9 protein-coding genes are annotated in these 16,670 nt (G+C 72.6%); 3 read left to right on the forward strand and 6 right to left on the reverse strand.

Translation table 11 applies throughout. The annotated features are described in order from the left end of the window. The first annotated feature begins 6 nt into the window (after nt 1-6). Nucleotides 7-837: a carbohydrate ABC transporter permease gene (locus ACIBH1_RS27900; protein ID WP_397316899.1), complete on the forward strand. Its 831-nt coding sequence runs from the start codon at nt 7-9 to the stop codon at nt 835-837. Continuing rightward, nucleotides 834-2,807, forward strand: a complete 1,974-nt coding sequence (locus ACIBH1_RS27905) for a DUF5107 domain-containing protein (protein WP_397316900.1) — start codon at nt 834-836, stop codon at nt 2,805-2,807. The genes ACIBH1_RS27900 and ACIBH1_RS27905 overlap by 4 nt, the downstream gene beginning before the upstream one ends. On the opposite strand, the gene ACIBH1_RS27910 is transcribed toward ACIBH1_RS27905, so the two are convergent. From ACIBH1_RS27910 to ACIBH1_RS27925, 4 genes are read right to left on the reverse strand one after another with little or no spacing between them, the layout of a single operon-like run. Next, on the reverse strand, nt 2,804-3,361 hold the full coding sequence (locus ACIBH1_RS27910) for a carboxymuconolactone decarboxylase family protein (protein ID WP_397316901.1): 558 nt from the start codon (nt 3,359-3,361) through the stop codon (nt 2,804-2,806). The two genes, ACIBH1_RS27905 and ACIBH1_RS27910, sit on opposite strands and share 4 nt — an antisense overlap. A 14-nt stretch (nt 3,362-3,375) precedes the next feature. Next, nucleotides 3,376-5,817, reverse strand: a complete 2,442-nt coding sequence (locus ACIBH1_RS27915) for an excinuclease ABC subunit UvrA (protein ID WP_397316902.1) — start codon at nt 5,815-5,817, stop codon at nt 3,376-3,378. Between the two features lie 4 nt (nt 5,818-5,821). Beyond that, complete coding sequence (locus tag ACIBH1_RS27920) at nt 5,822-6,601, reverse strand: dioxygenase (RefSeq protein WP_397316903.1); 780 nt, start codon at nt 6,599-6,601, stop codon at nt 5,822-5,824. A gap of 22 nt (nt 6,602-6,623) precedes the next feature. Next, a complete protein-coding gene (locus tag ACIBH1_RS27925; RefSeq protein ID WP_397316904.1) occupies nt 6,624-7,406 on the reverse strand; it encodes an alpha/beta hydrolase fold domain-containing protein in 783 nt (260 codons plus the stop codon). Between the two features lie 97 nt (nt 7,407-7,503). On the opposite strand from ACIBH1_RS27925, the gene ACIBH1_RS27930 reads away from it, so the two are divergent. After that, a complete protein-coding gene (locus tag ACIBH1_RS27930) occupies nt 7,504-8,790 on the forward strand; it encodes a serine hydrolase domain-containing protein (RefSeq protein WP_397316906.1) in 1,287 nt (428 codons plus the stop codon). 51 nt (nt 8,791-8,841) lie between these two features. Here the strand turns inward: ACIBH1_RS27930 and ACIBH1_RS27935 are convergent, their stop codons facing one another. Together ACIBH1_RS27935 and ACIBH1_RS27940 are read right to left on the reverse strand one after the other, a co-directional pair. Beyond that, nucleotides 8,842-14,334, reverse strand: coding sequence for a biotin carboxylase N-terminal domain-containing protein (locus ACIBH1_RS27935; RefSeq protein WP_397316907.1), 5,493 nt, complete (start codon nt 14,332-14,334; stop codon nt 8,842-8,844). 239 nt (nt 14,335-14,573) lie between these two features. Further along, a complete protein-coding gene (locus ACIBH1_RS27940; protein WP_397316909.1) occupies nt 14,574-16,649 on the reverse strand; it encodes a hypothetical protein in 2,076 nt (691 codons plus the stop codon). Nucleotides 16,650-16,670 lie beyond the last annotated feature (21 nt).

The raw sequence follows: 16,670 nt of genomic DNA on the forward strand, positions 1-16,670 counted from the left end.
GCAACCGTGAGGACGACACGCTCGCTCGCGCCCATGCGGGCGGCGGTCTGGACGATCGTCGCCGCCAACGTGGCCCTGCTGGCCTGGGTCGTGATCACGTCGCTGAAGACCACCAGGGACGTCTTCGACCACCCGTGGCGGCTGCCGATCCCGCCCACGCTCGACAACTACCTCACCGCGCTGGAGGTGGGCAACTTCGGCAGGGCGGCGGTCAACAGCGTGATCGTCGGCCTGGTGTCGTCGGTGCTGGCCGTCGTGATCGCCGCACCGGCCGCCTACGCGCTGAGCCGCACGATGAACCGGGCGGGACGGCCGCTGACGCTGCTGTTCGCGCTCGGCACCGGCGTGCCGACGCAGGTCATCCTGCTGCCGATCTTCCTGATGCTCAGCAGCCTCGAACTGACCTCGACGCTGACCGGGCTGACCCTCGCCTACATCGGCACCGCCATGCCGTTCACCGTCTTCCTGCTCACGGGTTTCTTCCGGTCGCTGCCGGGGGAACTGGAGGAGGCGGCCGCCCTCGACGGCGCAGGGGCGTGGACGACGTTCCTCCGGGTCGTGCTGCCGGTCGCCCGGCCCGGCCTGGTCACCGTCTTCGTCCTGCAGCTCATCGTCTCCTGGAACGAGACGATGCTGGCCCTGGTGCTGATGCAGGAGACGGAGATGGAGACGCTCCCCGTGGCGCTGATCGGGTTCGCGCAGCAACAGCAGTACACCGGCACCAACTGGGGCGGCATGTTCGCGGGCATCTGCGTCGTCGTGCTCCCGATGATCGCGCTGTTCGCCTGGGTGGGGCGCCGGGTCACCGACGGAATGACCTTGGGGATGGGTAAATGACCACGACGGTCCGCCAGATCACGCTCAGGATGCCGGTCGCGCAGGTGGGGCCCGACAACCCGCTGCCGCCGCTGGGCGGCCCCGGCGAGGTCCACGGCACGCCCGTCCCCGCGGACGTGCCCGGCGACATGGCCTTCCAGCTCGGGTACGGCAGGCTCGGATCCGTCCTGCCGTACCTCGTGCAGGACGGCTACGGCAGAGTACGGCAGGAGCGTGAGGTCGAGGCGCTGGAGCTCGCCAACGGCAGGCTGACCGCCACCATCCTGCCGGGACTGGGCGGGCGCCTGGCCTCCCTGGTCCACCGCGACCACGGCGAACTGCTCTACCGCAACCCCGTCCTGCAACCGGCCAACTTCGGCCTGACAGGCGCCTGGTTCTCCGGCGGGGTGGAGTGGAACAGCGGCTCCACCGGGCACACCGCCCAATCGTGCCGCCCGCTGTTCGCCGCCGCTCTCCCCGCGCCCGACGGCACCCCGATGGTGCGCCTGTGGGAGTGGGAGCGCACCAGGGACCTGCCCTACCAGGTCGACTTCTGGCTGCCCGACGACGGCGACTTCCTGTTCGTCGGCGTGCGCGTGCGCAACCCGCACGCGCACGAGGTCCCGGCCTACTGGTGGTCGAACATCGCGGTCCCCGAGAGCGACGACACCCGTGTCCTGGCCCCCGCCGGGCGCGCGTGGCACTTCGGCTACGCGGGACGCCTGCACGACGTGCCGATCCCCGTCTGGGAGGGGCTGGACCGCAGCTACCCGGCGCGGGCGGGGCAGGCCGCCGACTACTTCTTCGAGCTGGAGGAGCGCAGGCGCTGGATCGCCGCGCTCGACGGCTCGGGCCGCGGCCTGGTGCAGACCTCGACCGGGCTGCTGCGGGGCCGCAAGCTCTTCCTGTGGGGCAGGGGAGCGGGCGGGCGGCGCTGGCAGGAGTGGCTCACCGAGCCGGGCACGGGCGGCTACCTGGAGATCCAGGCCGGGCTGGCCCGCACCCAGCTGGAGCACGTGCCGCTGCCTGGCGGCGAGGCGTTCTCGTGGCTGGAGGCGTACGGGCCTCTCGAAGCCGACCCGCGGGCCGCGCACGGCGACGACTGGACGCGGGCGGTGCGCTGCGCCGAGGAGGCGCTCGAAGAGCGGCTGCCCGCCGAGGAGGTGGACGCCGCCTACAAGGCGTGGCTGGGCTGCGCCGACCGGGCCCCGGCCAGGATGCTGGCGACGGGATCCGGGTGGGGGGCGCTGGAGGTGGCGCGCACCGGGGCGGCGACGCCGGGGACGCCGTTCCCCGCCGCCACGCTCGGGCCGGAGCAGGAGCCGTGGCGGGCGCTGCTGGCCACCGGCTCCATGCCGGAGGGCGACGGCGGGCCCGGCCCCAGCCTCGTGTCGGCGGGGTGGCGGCGGCTGCTGGAGCGGGCGCCGCGGACCTGGACGACGGCCTACCACCTCGGGGTGGCACGATGGCACGCCGGTGATCGCGAGGCCGCCGAGCGGGCCTGGCGCCGGTCGATCGCCCTGCGCCCCACGCCGTGGGCGCTGCGGTGCCTGGCGATCGCGACCGGCGACGCGGACCTGTACCTGGAGGCCCTGGAGCCGGCGAGCAAGGCCGCTCTGGGGCCGGCGAGCGAGGCGCCGGAGCCGGCGGGCGAGCTGCTGAAGCCGGCGAGCGAAACCCCGGAGTCGGCGGGCGGGCCGCTGTACGGCGCGCTGGCGCTGGAGGGCGCCCAGGCGCTGCTCGCCACGGGGCGGCCCGGCCAGGCCCTCGACGTGCTGGACACCTTGCCGGGCACCGGCCGGGTGCACCTGCTCAGGGCACGGGCGCTGCTCGCCCAGGGCGACACGGCGGCGGCCAGGGCGATCTTCGACGCCGGATTCGAGGTGACCGACCTGCGCGAAGGGGAGAGCGCCCTGCACGAGACCTGGGCGGCGCTCACCGACGAGCCGCTGCCCGGCCGCTACGACTTCCGCATGCACCCCGAGGCCTAGCCGGGATGCTCGCCCGAGAAGACCCGGAGCTGCAGGGCGAGCATCGCGTAGTAGCCGACGAGGGTGGTGAGCTCGAACAGCGCCCGCTCCCCGAGCCCGCCCACCGCCGCGTCGTACTCCTCGTCGGTCAGCGTGGAGCGGGTGAGCAGGGCGCGCACGGTCTCCAGCACCAGGCGCTCGGCCGGGTCGCCGGGGGAGGCGCCCGAGCGGATCGCGGCGAGCTCGTCGTCGCCCAGGCCGGCGTGCCGTCCGACGGCCACGTGGGCGGCCCACTCGAAAGCGCTGTCCCAGTGCGCGGCGACGGCCAGGATGGCGATCTCGCGCGAGCGCGCCGGCAGGTGCGACTCGTAGCGGATCGCCGCGCCCAGCCCCTGCAACGCGGCGCCGAGCGGCGGGCTGAGCAGCATGGCGTTGAACGGGCCGAGCAGACGGCCCGCCTCGTCGGTCAGGTCGAACAGGCGCGGCCCCGCGGCCCGGGGCCCGCCCGTGATCGCCTCGTACACGGCGCGCTGGTCGGGGTCGAGCTCGCTCGGCGGCAGGCCGGGCAGGCGCATCGGTCTCTCCTTCGTCAGGGGTTCAGGTGGGCGCGCAGCCATCCGCCGGTCACGCTCGCGGGATCGGCGGCGATCTGCTCCGGCGTGCCGGTGGCCACGATGCGGCCGCCGTCGGGACCGCCGCCGGGGCCGAGGTCGATGACGTGGTCGGCGTTGGCGACGACGTCCAGGTCGTGGTCGACGACGACGACCGTGGCCCCGGCCTCCAGCAGCCGGTCGAGCACCCTGAGCAGGGTGGCGACGTCGGCGGGGTGCAGCCCGATCGAGGGCTCGTCGAAGACGTACAGCACGCCGTTCTGGTCGGTGTGCAGGGCGGTGGCCAGGCGCAGCCGCTGCGCCTCGCCGCCGGACAGGCTCGGCGTGGGCTCGCCCAGGCACAAGTAGCCGAGCCCGACCTCCTCCATCGCCCGCAGCGGTGCGCTGATCTTCGGGTGGGCGGCGAAGTGGGCGGCCGCGTCCGTCACGCTCAGCCGCATCACCTCGGCGATGGTCAGTCCGTCGACCGTGACCTCCAGAGCCGCCGGGTTGTAGCGCGCTCCCTGGCAGTCGGGGCAGGTCACGGTCAGGTCGGGAAGATACTGGATGTCGAGGGCGAGCTCGCCCAGCCCCTCGCAGGTGGGGCACTGCCCGGCGGCGGTGTTGTAGGAGAAGTGGCCGGGGCTGCGGCCCGACGCCTTGCCGTACAGCCGGCGGATCGGGTCGAAGGCGCCGCTGTAGGTGGCCGGCGTGGAGCGGGCGTTGCGGCCGATCGGCGTCGCGTCGACCTCGACGCAGCGGCGGATCGGCCCGGCGCCGTCCAGGCGAACGTGGGCCGGAGGGCGCGGCCTGGTCAGCGCCGGCACCAGGCTGTCGAGGATCAGCGCGGTCTTGCCCGACCCCGACACGCCGGTGACGAGCGTGAGGCAGCCCAGCGGGATGCGCGCCTCGACGTCGCGCAGCGTGTACAGCTCGTCGACGGTGACCGCGAGCCAGCCGGTGGGACGGCGGGCGTCACGCACCCGGACGGCGGCACGGCCCGACAGGTAGGGCCCGGTCACCGAGCGCGGGTCGGCGGCCAGCTCCGCGGGGGAGCCCTGCGCGACGACCGTGCCGCCCAGCCGCCCGGCTCCCGGCCCCATCTCGATGAGATGGTCGGCCCCGCGCAGCAGCAGCACGTCGTGGTCGACCACCACGACCGAGTTGCCCGCCGCCACCAGCGCCTCGAACGCCGAGCGCAGGCCCGCCACGTTCGACGGGTGCAGGCCGACCGACGGCTCGTCCAGCACGTACAGCATGCCCGTGGACCTGGCCTGCAGGGTGCCGGTCAGCTCGATGCGCTGCCGCTCCCCGGTCGACAACGTCGCCCCCGCCCGGTCCAGCGCCAGGTAGCCGAGCCCGAGCCCCACCAGCGGCGCCACCGCCTCGTCCAGCTCCTGCGCCAGCCGTACGGCGAGCGGCCGCATCTCCTCCGGAAGCGCGCGCACCACGGCCGCGCCGAACCCGGCCAGCTCGTCGAGCGTGAAGGTGCTGACCTGAGCGATCGTCAGCCCGGCGAGGGTGCTGTCCAGGGCCTGCGGGCGCAGGCGCGTGCCGTGGCAGTCGGGGCAGGTGCGCGAGGTGAAGAACGGGCTCAGCCGCTGCCGCGTGACCTCGCTGGTGGAGGAGGCCATGGCGTTCTCGACGGCCGCGCGGGCGCTCTCGTAGGTCATGTTGAGGGTGACCGCGCGCCCCGCCTTGCTGGTGAGCGTCACGGTCCTGGCGACGGGCGGGCCGTCGATGAGGATGCGCCGCTCCTCGTCGCTCAGCTCGGCGTACGGCACGTCGAGCCGTACGCCCAGGTCGGCGGCGACGTTCGGCATGTAGCTGCGCCCGGCCAGGTTCCACGGGGCGATCGCGCCTCCGGCGACGGTCTTGCCGGGGTCGGGCACCAGCGCCTCGGGGTCGACGTCGTCGCGCACGCCCAGCCCGTCGCATCCGGGGCAGCGGCCCAGCGTGTTGAACGAGAACGACTCGGCGCTTGGATGCTCGAAGCGCACCCCGCAGACCGGGCAGTCGATCCACTCGACCGCGCTGCGTGCCAGGTTCGGCGTGACGCGGTGGCCGTTGGGGCACAGGTGGTGGCCCAGCCGGGAGAACATCAGCCTGACCACGTTGGACGTCTCGGTCAGGGTGCCGACCGTGCTGCGCCTGCCCGGCACCGGCGGGCGCTGCCGCAGCGCCAGCGCCGACGGCAGGAACTCCACCCGGTCCACGTCGGGCCTGGCCACCTGGCCGATGCGCCGCCGGGTGTAGGCCGACAGGCCCTCCAGGTAGCGCCGCGAGCCCTCGCCGTACAGCACGCCCATGGCCAGCGACGACTTGCCCGATCCCGACAGGCCCGTCAGCATCACCAGCGACCACAGCGGCACCTCGAGGTCGAGGTCGCGCAGGTTGTGGGTCCGGGCACCGAAGATCTTGACCGCTTTCGGCAGCTCCATGGGATCAGCCGAACTGGACCGACCGCTTGGCCAGCCCCATCCAGAACCCGTCGATCACGCTGCTGTCGCCGTCGAGGCCTCCGGCCGCGTCGGCCGCGCCCATCGCCACGAACAGCGGCGCGAAGTGCTCGGTGCGCGGGTGGGCCATGCGCCCCGCCGGCGAGCTGTGCTCGAAGTCCAGCAGCGCGTCGACGTCGCGGGCCTCCAGCGCCCGCCTGCCCCAGTCGTCGAACTCCGCCGACCAGCCGGGCACGCCCGAATAACGCAGCGCGGACAGGTTGTGGGTGAAGAATCCCGAGCCCACGATCAGCACGCCCTCGTCGCGCAGCGGCGCCAGCCTGCGCCCGACCTCCATCAGCCGCGCGGGGTCGAGCGTCGGCATGGAGATCTGCAGGACCGGGACGTCGGCATCGGGATACATCTCCACCAGCGGCACGTAGGCGCCGTGGTCGAGGCCGCGCTCCGGGACGTCCTGCACGGGCGTGCCCGGCGCGCGCAGCAGCTTGCGCACCGAGTCGGCCAGCTCCGGCGCGCCCGGTGCCGGATAGGTGACACGGTAGTAGTGCTCGGGGAAGCCGTAGAAGTCGTAGACCAGCGGGACGGTGGTGGTGGCGCCCAGGGCCAGCGGCGCCTCCTCCCAGTGGGCCGAGACCATGAGGATCGCCGCGGGCCTGGGCAGAGCCGCCGACCACGCGGCCAGCTCGCCGGGCCAGACCGGGTCGTCGGCCAGCGGCGGAGCGCCGTGGCTCAGGTAGATGGCGGGCATGCGCCCCGTGGTCTCCATGAGGTCCCCCCGTGTTCGTCCGTCAGCCGGTCAGATGCCTGACGAAGAAGTCCAGGCTGGCCCGGATCGGCTCGCCCAGGTCGGCGCCGACGAAGCAGTGATCGGCCCCCCGCACGATCAGCAGCTCGGCCTGCGCCCCGGTCTCCGTCAGCGCCTCGGCCAGCTCCTGGCTCTGCCGCCAGGGCACCAGCCGGTCGGCGTCGCCGTGCACGAGCAGCGTCGGGGCCGCTCCCGCGTGCGCGTACGACACGGGGCTGGCGGCCCTGGCCAGGTCGGGCGCCTCCTGCACGGGAGCGCCGATGAGCAGCGACTCGGGCGAGTCTGCCGCGTCGTGGTCCAGCGTCGAGCCGGGCCCCGTCTGCGCCTGAACGCTGAGCAGGTTCGTCACCGGGTACCAGCCCACGGCCGCCCCGATGCCCGGATCGGTCAGCGCGACCAGCGCGGCCAGCTGGCCGCCCGCCGACTCGCCCCACGTGCCGATCCGGCCCGACAGGTCGTAGGCGGCGCCGTGCTCGCGCACCCACGCCAGCGCGGCCCGCACGTCATCGAGCTGCGCGGGGAAGACGGCCTCCGCGCTCATGCGATACTCCACCAGCGCCACCGCGAACCCCGCCGCCACGGCCTGCGCGATGGGATCGTGCTCGCCCCACCATCCCGGCCGGATGCGCGGCGAACCGCCCAGCCAGCCACCTCCGTGCATGTAGAGCAGCACGGGATGGGGTCCGGGCTTGTCGGGCACGACCAGGTCCAGCATCAGCGGGCGGAAGCCGCGGTGCTCGGCGACGATAAGGCTGCGGTGGATCACAGGTCAACGGTAGCTGCTGGCGGCCCGTCACCGGATGGCGGGCAGGCCGATGACGATTCGGTACGTTGGGGCCATCCAGCCGACGAAAGGACGAAACGTGGGTAACGCGGCGGAACGAGAGTGCGAACGGCTCGTACGACGGCTGCAGGCCGACGAACGGGTGCCCGCCATCGCCGCGGCCGTGGCCAGGGCCGACCGCCCCGACTGGGAGTTCAGGCTCAACGCCGGGCCGCACGAGCAGTTCCGCATCGGCTCCGTCACCAAGACCTTCACCGCCGTGCTCGTGATGCAGCTCAGGGACGAAGGGCTGCTCGGGCTCGACGACCCCCTCGGCACGCACCTCGACGTGCCCTCCCACGGCGACCTGACCGTCCGCGACCTGCTGTCGCACACGGCCGGGCTGCAGCGCGAGCCGTACGGCCAGGTGTGGGACACCATCGACGTGCCCGCCGACGAACGGCTGATCGCCGAGGTCGGCAAGGCCGAGGCCGTGCTGGCGCCCGGCGACCGCTGGCACTACTCCAACCTGGCCTACGCCCTGCTCGGCCACCTCGTCGCCGCCAAACGCGGCACCACCTGGGAACGCGCGCTGGCCGAGCGCCTCCTAGAGCCGCTCGGGCTCGCCGACACCACCGTGCGGCCCCGCCCGCCGGTCACCCAGGGCTACCTGGTCGACGCCTACACCGACGCCGTGCGCCCCGAACCGCACTTCGACACCGGCGGCCTGGCCCCGGCCGCCCAGATGTGGAGTACGGCCGGCGACATGGCCAGATGGGCGCTGTTCCTGGCCGACCCCGACCCCGCGGTGCTGGCACCCGAGACGGCACGGGAGATGGCCAGGCCGCAGGCGTTCGTCGACTGGAACCGCGCCTGGGGGCTGGGCATCAGCGTGCAGCGCCAGGACGACGGCCGCACCCACGCCGGGCACGGGGGCGCGATGCCCGGATTCCTGGCGGGGGTGATCTACGACGCCGCCAACCGGATCGGCGCGGCGGTCCTGGGCTCGTCGTCGAACGCCGACGGTGTGCCCGCGCTGCCGCACCGGCTGATCGCCGTCTCGCTGGAGCACGACCCGGTCGACGTCGCCCCGTGGACGCCCGGCGAGGCCGCGCCCGCAGAGTACGCCTCGGCGCTGGGGCCGTGGTGGTCGGAGGGGCACCGGTTCGTCTTCCACTGGAGCGGCGGGCGCCTGGAGATGCGGGTGCCGGGAATGAAGCCGACCGTGTTCGCGCCGGAGGGCGCCGACCTGCTGCGCGCCACCGAGGGCCGCGAGGTGGGCGAGCGGCTGGAGCTCGTCCGCGACGGCGACGGGCACGTGGTGGGGATGCGATGGGCGACCTACCGCTTCACCCGCGACCTGCTGACCTCGGACGAGAACCTCTGACACGACGCCGGGTACGGCGAGGGCCCGCATGAGGCCCTCGCCGGCCGCGGATCAGCGGGACAGGCCCTGCTCGATGGCCTCGATGATGCGCGGCCGCAGCTCCGCCGCGCTGATGATGGCGTCGACCGACCCCACCTCGACGGCCCGCTGGATGCTGTGCACCCGGTCGAACTCCGCCGCCACCTCGCCCAGCTTCTCCGCCCGCACGGCGGCCTGGACCTCCGGCAGCTGCGCGGTGAGCGACGCCCGCTCGGCCCCCTCGGCGCGCGAGATCCGCGCCTGCAGGTCGGTCACCCGCGCGTCGTTGGCGGTGCGGTTGTTCACCTCGCCGGAGAAGACCACCGCCGCCGCCGGAGCGCCGCCCAGCACGGAGGCGAACGACCCCTCCAGCGCCAGCACGGTCATGTTCGGGTTGAGGGCCTTGGAGAACACCACGAACGCGCCCCCGTGGTAGCGGGAGATCACGCAGAACACGATCGGCCCCTCGAAGTTGACGATCGCCCGCCCGATCTCGGCGCCGTACTCCAGCTGCAGCTTGCGCATCGACTCCGGCGACCCGTCGAAGCCCGACAGGTTCGCCAGCACCACCAGCGGCCGGTTGCCGGAGGCGGCGTTGATCGCCCGCGCGGTCTTCTTCGACGACAGCGGGAAGAGCGTGCCTGCCGTGTAGGTGTCGGGCCCGTCGGTGGGAGGGAAGCCGCGGCGCGGCACCGGCCTCGACTCGATGCCGATGAGGCAGACCGGCCGCCCGCCGATGTGCACGTCCTGCACGGCGGAGGTCTCGGCGTCGGCCATCCGCGCCCAGCGCTCCAGCACCGGTTGGTCCTGGTCGGACAGGGCGCGCATCACCGTGCGGATGTCGAAGGCCTTCTTGCGGTCGGGGTTGTGCTCGGCCGAGAAGATCTCGCCGACGGTGGTGAAGTCGCTGCCGGGCGCCGAGTGCGGGAAGTCGCGCACGTCGCGGTCGATCGGGTCGGCCGTGTGGGTGCGGCGCGGGCCCTGCTCGCCCGGCACCACGTAGGTGTGGTCGTAGTGGGACATCAGCACGTCGCGGGCGGCGGCCAGGTTGGGCGCCCAGTACTGCGCCTGCCCGTTGGGGCCCATGACGCGGTCGTAGCCGCCGATGCCGACGTTGTCCTCGGCGGAGACGCCGCCGGAGAAGTCGAGCGACTGCTTGCCGGTGAGGACCATCGCCGAGTCGGGCGTCATCACCAGGATGCCCTTGGTGTGCATGAGCATCGTCGCCTCGGCGTTCCAGTACGGCTGGGCGCCCACGGTGATGCCCGCGACCACGATGTTGATCTCGCCGCCGGCCTGGGTGAAGGTGACGATGCGCTTGAGCGCGGCGGCGACCCAGTCCATGTTCTCGGTGCCGGAGCTCATCGAGACCCGCGCGCCCGCCGAGAGCGCGAACCACTCCAGCGGCACGCCCATGCGGTCGGCGAGGTCGAGGGCGGCGATCACGCGTCGGCACTCGGGCTCCGACAGGGCGCCGAGCGCCTTGGTCGGGTCGCCGAGCAGCACCACGCGGGTGACGCCTTCCGGGTTGCGCGAGGTCGGTGTCGAGATGACTCCGGCCACGATCGCCGCGGTGTTCTCGCCGCGCGGCCGGACGACCGGCACCAGGACGCCGTGCTCGTCGAGGTCGTGCTCGATGAAGGTGCCCTCGGGCCCGGCGAGCATGCCGGTCAGCTCGTAGGGGTAGACGTTGCCGCGCCGGGCGGCGCGCAGCACCTTCTGGCGGTAGGCGTCGAGTGGCTGCACCGGCTCGGTGGTCGGCTTCCCGACGTGCAGGCTCGCCCCGCGGCCCGGGTCGAGGGTGATCTGCACGGCGACCTCGCTGAGCTCGCCGGCGGCGGTGCGCTGGCGGGCCACGAACAGGACCTCTTCCAGCCCCGCGCCGGCCGTGGTCGGCAGGATGCGCTCGACCAGGGCGTTCAGCTCGTCGGCTGTCAGCTCAGCCGACGGCCAGACATACATCATGATCCGGTTGGTGTCGAACCGCTTGTTCTGCGGACGCTGCATCTGGATGGTGCGGATCGCCTCCAGCCCGGCGGCCAGGGCGTCCTCGACCGAGGGCAGCGCGACCAGGCGGCCGTCGGACTCGCGCAGCGCCGTCAGGTCGCGGACCTGGCCCAGGGCGATGAGCCGCTCGTCGGCCGGGTTGCTGCGGGCGACGGCCTTGAAGAGGTAGATCTCCTCGTCGGTCGACGGCAGGCGGGTGAGGTCGAACTCGCGCCACCGCTCCAGCTGCAGGCGCTGGGCGATCTGCGGGTGCAGGCCGCGGATCAGGCGGTCTTCCGCGAAGCCCGCGCCGTCGGGGCGGTAGGTGAAGTGGTGGTGCATGACGGCGCCGCTGCGTCCGGCGACCGTGGTGGTGATGCGGCGGATGCCGGCCGAGGTGGCGTGCTCGGCCAGCAGCTCGCCGAGCCGTACGGCCATGGCGTCGGCGTCGGGCTGGCCCTCCCACGTGATGTAGAGGTCGGCGACCAGCCCGCGCGCGGCCACGCCCTCGGCCTCGGCGGCGAACTCGCGCAGGGCGGCGATCGCGGCGGGCAGCGAGCTGATGTCGACGGCGGTGGTGACCACGCGGGTGACGCCGCGCACGCCGGTGTGGTCGACGCTGACGAACCGGCAGCCCTCGCTCTCGCGGACGGTCACCTCCGACAGCGAGCGGTTGCCGTAGTAGCGGCGGGTCAGCACCTCGAGCAGCGGCGCGTGGTCGCTGCCCGCGCGGCCGATGCGCTGGCCGATCAGCCGCACGAGCGGCTCGGAGCTGGCGACCATGGCCTGGATGCGCTCGGCGCGGTCGGGCGCGCCGGGGTTGCGGTCGAGGTAGCCGAGGTCGGCGCGGACGGAGGCGTAGACGGTGGCGCGGGTGCGGCGCAGCAGCGGCTGGGCGAACCAGCGGAACACGACGCTGCGGGACAGGTCGGAGACGGTCGGGAAGCGCACCTGGGTGGCCTCGACCAGGTGCTCGAGGGTCAGCCCTGCGCGCTCGCTGAGCGACTCCAGCGGCGGCGAGTCGGACAGCCACTGGCGCAGCAGCTCGGAGACGATCCCGACGTCGCTGCTCATGCGCTGTTGCGCCAGGAAGACGCGGAAGACCGCCGCCTCGAGCTCGGGGGTGCGGTCGAGGCCGTCGACGCCGTAGTGGGCCAGCACCTTGGCGAGCTTGGCCTGGAAGTCGTCGGTGAGGCCGGCGCGCTCGACGTCGAGGCTGCGCAGGTAGCCGTGGAAGAACTCGCGCGGGCTGTGCACCGGGCTGTCGGGCTCCAGGTCGAGCCCGCCGACCGGCTTGTTGAGGCTGAGCTCCGACAGGTCGGCGAAGACGGTGAGCAGCTCCAGCTCGCCTTCGAGCAGGCGTCCGCCCAGCTCGGCGCGGGCACTCAGGTAGTCGGACAGCACGCGCCTGCCGTCGAGCGGGTCGACGTCGAAGCCGAGCAGGAGGCTGCACAGGTCCTGCAGGCCGCGCTCGACGCGCTCGGCCGCGGATCCGGCCTGCGGCTCGGCGGGCAGCTCGATCTCGACGCTCTCGGCGGCCGCCTCGGCCTGGCCGGCGCCCTCGTCGGCCAGCGGCTCCAGCCGCATGAGGGGCGCGCCGGTCTCGACCTGGGTGCCGGCGGAGACCGGGCACTCGCGCACGCGGGCACGGAACGGAGCGCGGATGACCGTCTCCATCTTCATGCTCTCCAGCACCAGGATCGCGGCGCCGGCCTCGACCTCGTCACCGGCCGCGACGGGCGTCGCCACGACCAGGGCGGGGGCGGGGGAACGCACGACGCCGCCCTCGTCGCGGCTGATGCGGTGGGTGACGCCGTCGACCTCGACCAGGTGGATGGGGCCGTGGGTGTCGGACACCAGGCGGAAGCGGCGGCCGTTGACGGTGATCTGGCCGCTGTGCTCGTCGAACCGCTCGATCTCGACGTCGGCGGGGTGCACCTGGCCGCCGCCGGAGACGCCGACGCGGAAGCGGTTGTGGCCGACGCGGGCGACGCTCACCCGGTAGCCGACGCCGCGCAGCTTGAGGTCGAGCGGGCGGCCCGTGTCGTGCTGCACCTGCGGGCGTCCGCCGTGGGCGGTGGACAGCAGCCGCTGGATGCTGACCTCCTCCTCGTCGAGGTAGGCCTCGATCGCGGCGGCGGCCAGGGCGACGGCGGAGTGGCGGTGGCTGATCAGGCGGCCCTCGGCGCGCACGCGGTCGATCCAGCCGGTGTCGGCGGAGGCGTCGATGACCTCGGGCTGGTCGAGCAGGTCGAGCACGAAGCTCTTGTTGGTGGCGCCGCCCTCGATGATCACAGTGGTCTCGGACATGGCGCGACGCAGCCTGCCGAGGGCCTGGTCGCGGTCGCGGCCGTAGGCGATGATCTTGGCGATCATGGAATCGAAGTCGGCCGGGATGGTGTCGCCCTCGCCGACGCCGGTGTCGACGCGGATGCCCGGTCCGGCGGGCAGCACCAGGCGGGCGATGCGGCCGGGCGCGGGCGCGAAGTCGCGGTCGGGGTCCTCGGCGTTGAGCCGCGCCTCGACGGCATGGCCGAGCTCGGCCGGCTGCGGGCCCTCCAGCTTGCCCCCGGAGGCCACGTGCAGCTGCAGCCTGACCAGGTCGGTGCCGGTGGTGATCTCGGTGATCGGGTGCTCGACCTGGAGGCGCGTGTTGACCTCGAGGAAGGCGAAGAGCCTCTCGCCCGGGTGGTAGAGGAACTCCACAGTGCAGGCGCCGCGGTATCCCACGGCCAGGGCCAGCCGCTCGGCCGCGGCCTTCAGCTCGCCCGTCTGCTCGGGACCCAGGACGGGGGAGGACGACTCCTCGATGATCTTCTGGTTGCGCCGCTGCACCGAGCAGTCGCGCACGCCCAGCGCCCAGGCCGTGCCCTGGCCGTCGGCGATGACCTGCACCTCGACGTGGCGGGCGCCGGTGACCAGGCGCTCCAGGAAGACCACGCCGGAGCCGAACGCCCGCAGCGCCTCCTGGCTGGTGCGCTCGTAGGCGTCGGTCAGCTCCTCGCGGGAGGCGACCATGCGGATGCCGCGGCCGCCGCCGCCCGCGGTCGCCTTGAGCATCAGCGGGTAGCCGATCTCGTCGCCGGCGCGCAGGGCGTCGTCGAGCGTGGCCACCTCGCCGCGGCTCCACGGCGCGACGGGGACGCCCACCTCCTCGGCGATGAGCTTGGCGCCGATCTTGTCGCCGAGCAGGCGCATCGCCTCGGCGCTCGGACCGACGAACGTCACGCCGATCTTGTCGCACAACTCGGCGAAGGCGGGGTCCTCGGCGACGAAGCCCCACCCGACCCAGGCCGCGTCGGCGCCGGACTCCACCAGTGCCCGCTCCAGGACGGCCAGGTCGAGGTACGGCCTGGCGGAGGCGGGCCCGAGGGGGTAGGCGATGTCGGCCTCGCGCACGAACGTCGTGTTACGGTCGGCGTCGGTGTAGAGGGCGACCGTCTCGATCCGGGTCCCCGTCTCGGCGGAAAGATCGCGAACGGCGTGGATGAGCCGCATCGCGGCCTCTCCGCGGTTGACGATGGCCACTCGACTGAACACCGGTTGAGCCTCCCAAGCTAACTCACGCATAAGGCGACGTCCGGGTCCCGGAGCGTCGCCTGCCTACTCGATAGCTTGCTCGATTTGTTACCTGTTCACCAATGTCCGCATCGCGCAGGACAGAGCCGCCGCATTGTAGGAAACCCACAAACGAGCTAACCACATCGGGCGGGAGAAAACGCACCCGAGGCACTCGATCTGGGGTCTGATAGGGGGGTGCCTCGGGTGGCTACGCGGCATCAGCCGTTCCAGTTCTCGGGCTTCTTCTCCTCCAGCAGTGCCTGCCGGAGATTCGCGTTCGACGCCATGGCGGTGGTGCGGGTGGAGCGGCGGGTGGGCACCACCGTGGGTGTCGGCTTCTGCGACTGCTTGGTGATCGCTGTCTGGATCGGTTTGGTGGCCGGTACCGCCGCCGCGGGCTTGTTGTTGAACTTGATCGTGAAGAGGAGCTTGGGCGTCACCGGCGGAGGGGATGGCGGAGGGGTCGCGGGCTGGACGGGCGGCGGGTCGTCGGCCTCGTCGTCAGTCGTGGTGGGTGCCATCGGCGTGTCCTCGTCGTCGCCCTCGTCCTCGCCACTGGAGTAGTAGTCGGAGATCGCGTCCGCCTTGGCCGGCAGCTTCATGTTCTGGATCGCCGAGGCGATCTTCCGGGCTCCGTCCGTGGACATCAGGGTGGCGTTGAGTGCCTGCTCCGTTGGGGTCCCGCCGGAGGCGGGGATGCCGAGGAAGGCCCGGAGGATCTCCGCGGAGGTGAGCTCGGCGGGCAGGGGCCACTTGTAGGTGTCGAAGTGGGTGGAGGAGACGGTGACGTCGAGCCCTTCGGTCTCGGCCACGGCACTGAGCATCAGCCAGCAGTAGAAGCAGCACAGCTTGGAGATGCCGATGGCGAACTCGGCCTCCTGCACGTCCCTGGTGACCTGTGCGGCCGCGACCATCTGCTGGGTCTGGGCCGCCGCGCCGTTGAGCTGGGCGAGGTCGGCGTCGAGCTGCTGCGGCTGCTGAACGACGGGCTTGGTCGCGGTGTTCTGCTTCAGATTCATCCTGCGCTTCACCACGAGCGCGCCCGCCTGGGTCTCGGCATGGACGTGGTCGGACTTGTGGCCGTGCTGGTTCTGCGCGGTGTGCGCCATGACGCGCAGGTCCGCCCAGTCCTGGCTGAGCTGGGTGAGGTACTTGAGCGTCTTGGTGAGCCGCCGAAGGCTCGTCTGGTCGGTCTTCTCCTGCGTCATGCCCCGCAGCGGCTTCTTGGTCATGTCGTCGAGCAGGGACTGCGTCATTTCCTGCACGCCGGTCAGCTGCTCGTCGGCCGCCTGGAGCAGACGCCTGAAGTCGGCCTCCATCCGGTCGTCGGGCTTGTTGGCGAACAGTCGCAGCTCGTGCGTCTTGAGTTTGGCGACGGCGACGCACTGACGCTGGGAGCGGAGGGTGGCCAGCACCCAGGCCAGCCGGTCGAGGCTGTGCTGCTCAGGACTACCCGAGGTGGTCAGCGACGTCGGCGGCGGCTGGTTCTGGTTGATCGCGGCGCGCATCGACTTGTGCCGCGCCCCCAGCTGCGTCTTGACCAGCCCGGCGACCTTCGGGTCCATGTCCCGCCAGCCGGCCTCGAAGAGGTTGCGCGGCGCCTTGTTCGGCTTGCCGAACAGCGGGTGGCCCTCGTCCTTCAGCGCGGCCACGAACTCGGCGTAATCGAGGCCGTTCTGGTCGCAGAACGTCTTGACCCTGTCGTGCAGGTCGATGTCCGCCGCCCGGGCGCAGTTCAGCGTCGCCGCGGCCAGCGTGCCCGCCCATCCACCGGCGGTGACTTTGAGCACGTCGCTCACGGCCTGCCAGACGAGGGGATGGCCGGGATTGTCGAATTTGGAGATGGCGTCCATGATTTCGAACGGGTCGGCCGCCGAGGTGAACTTCATGTCGTTGACGAGGAAGTTACGCACGTCGGCCCGGGTGTAGGGAAGCTCCTGCCGCGTGTCGGCGGCGATCATCTGCTCGGCCGTGTCCGACGCGACCGAGTCGTCGTCCCCGTCATCCTCCTCGTCGTCGTTCTCGTCGTTCTCGTCGTTCTCCTCGTTGTCGTCGTTGTCTTCGTCCAGGTTGTCCTCGGCCTGCGAGTCGTGAGGGGAGTCGTCTCTCTTGGTGATCACCTGCTGGTCCTGATCGTCGGTCTGGATCGGGTCCACGTCATCGTTGTAGAGGCCCTCGATGTCGCGCCCAGGGGTGGGCGGCGGGCTGGGCGAGGTGCCACGACTCTGCGAGGGCGAGCGGGAGGTGCTGCGCGAGCGTGACGGGCTGCGCGACCCGGTCGGGGTGTTGGACACGGTTCTCCTCCTGAGGAAAGG

Origin of the sequence: Nonomuraea sp. NPDC050663 (assembly GCF_044456985.1) — a bacterium.
In the GTDB taxonomy this organism is placed as follows: Bacteria; Actinomycetota; Actinomycetes; order Streptosporangiales; family Streptosporangiaceae; genus Nonomuraea.

Excerpts from the sequence above, each read along its gene's own strand:
- ACIBH1_RS27915 (WP_397316902.1), bottom strand. The coding sequence starts at position 5,817 with ATGGAGCTGCCGAAAGCGGTCAAGATCTTCGGTGCCCGGACCCACAAC.
- ACIBH1_RS27905 (WP_397316900.1), top strand. The coding sequence starts at position 834 with ATGACCACGACGGTCCGCCAGATCACGCTCAGGATGCCGGTCGCGCAG.
- ACIBH1_RS27910 (WP_397316901.1), bottom strand. The coding sequence starts at position 3,361 with ATGCGCCTGCCCGGCCTGCCGCCGAGCGAGCTCGACCCCGACCAGCGC.
- ACIBH1_RS27920 (WP_397316903.1), bottom strand. The coding sequence starts at position 6,601 with ATGGAGACCACGGGGCGCATGCCCGCCATCTACCTGAGCCACGGCGCT.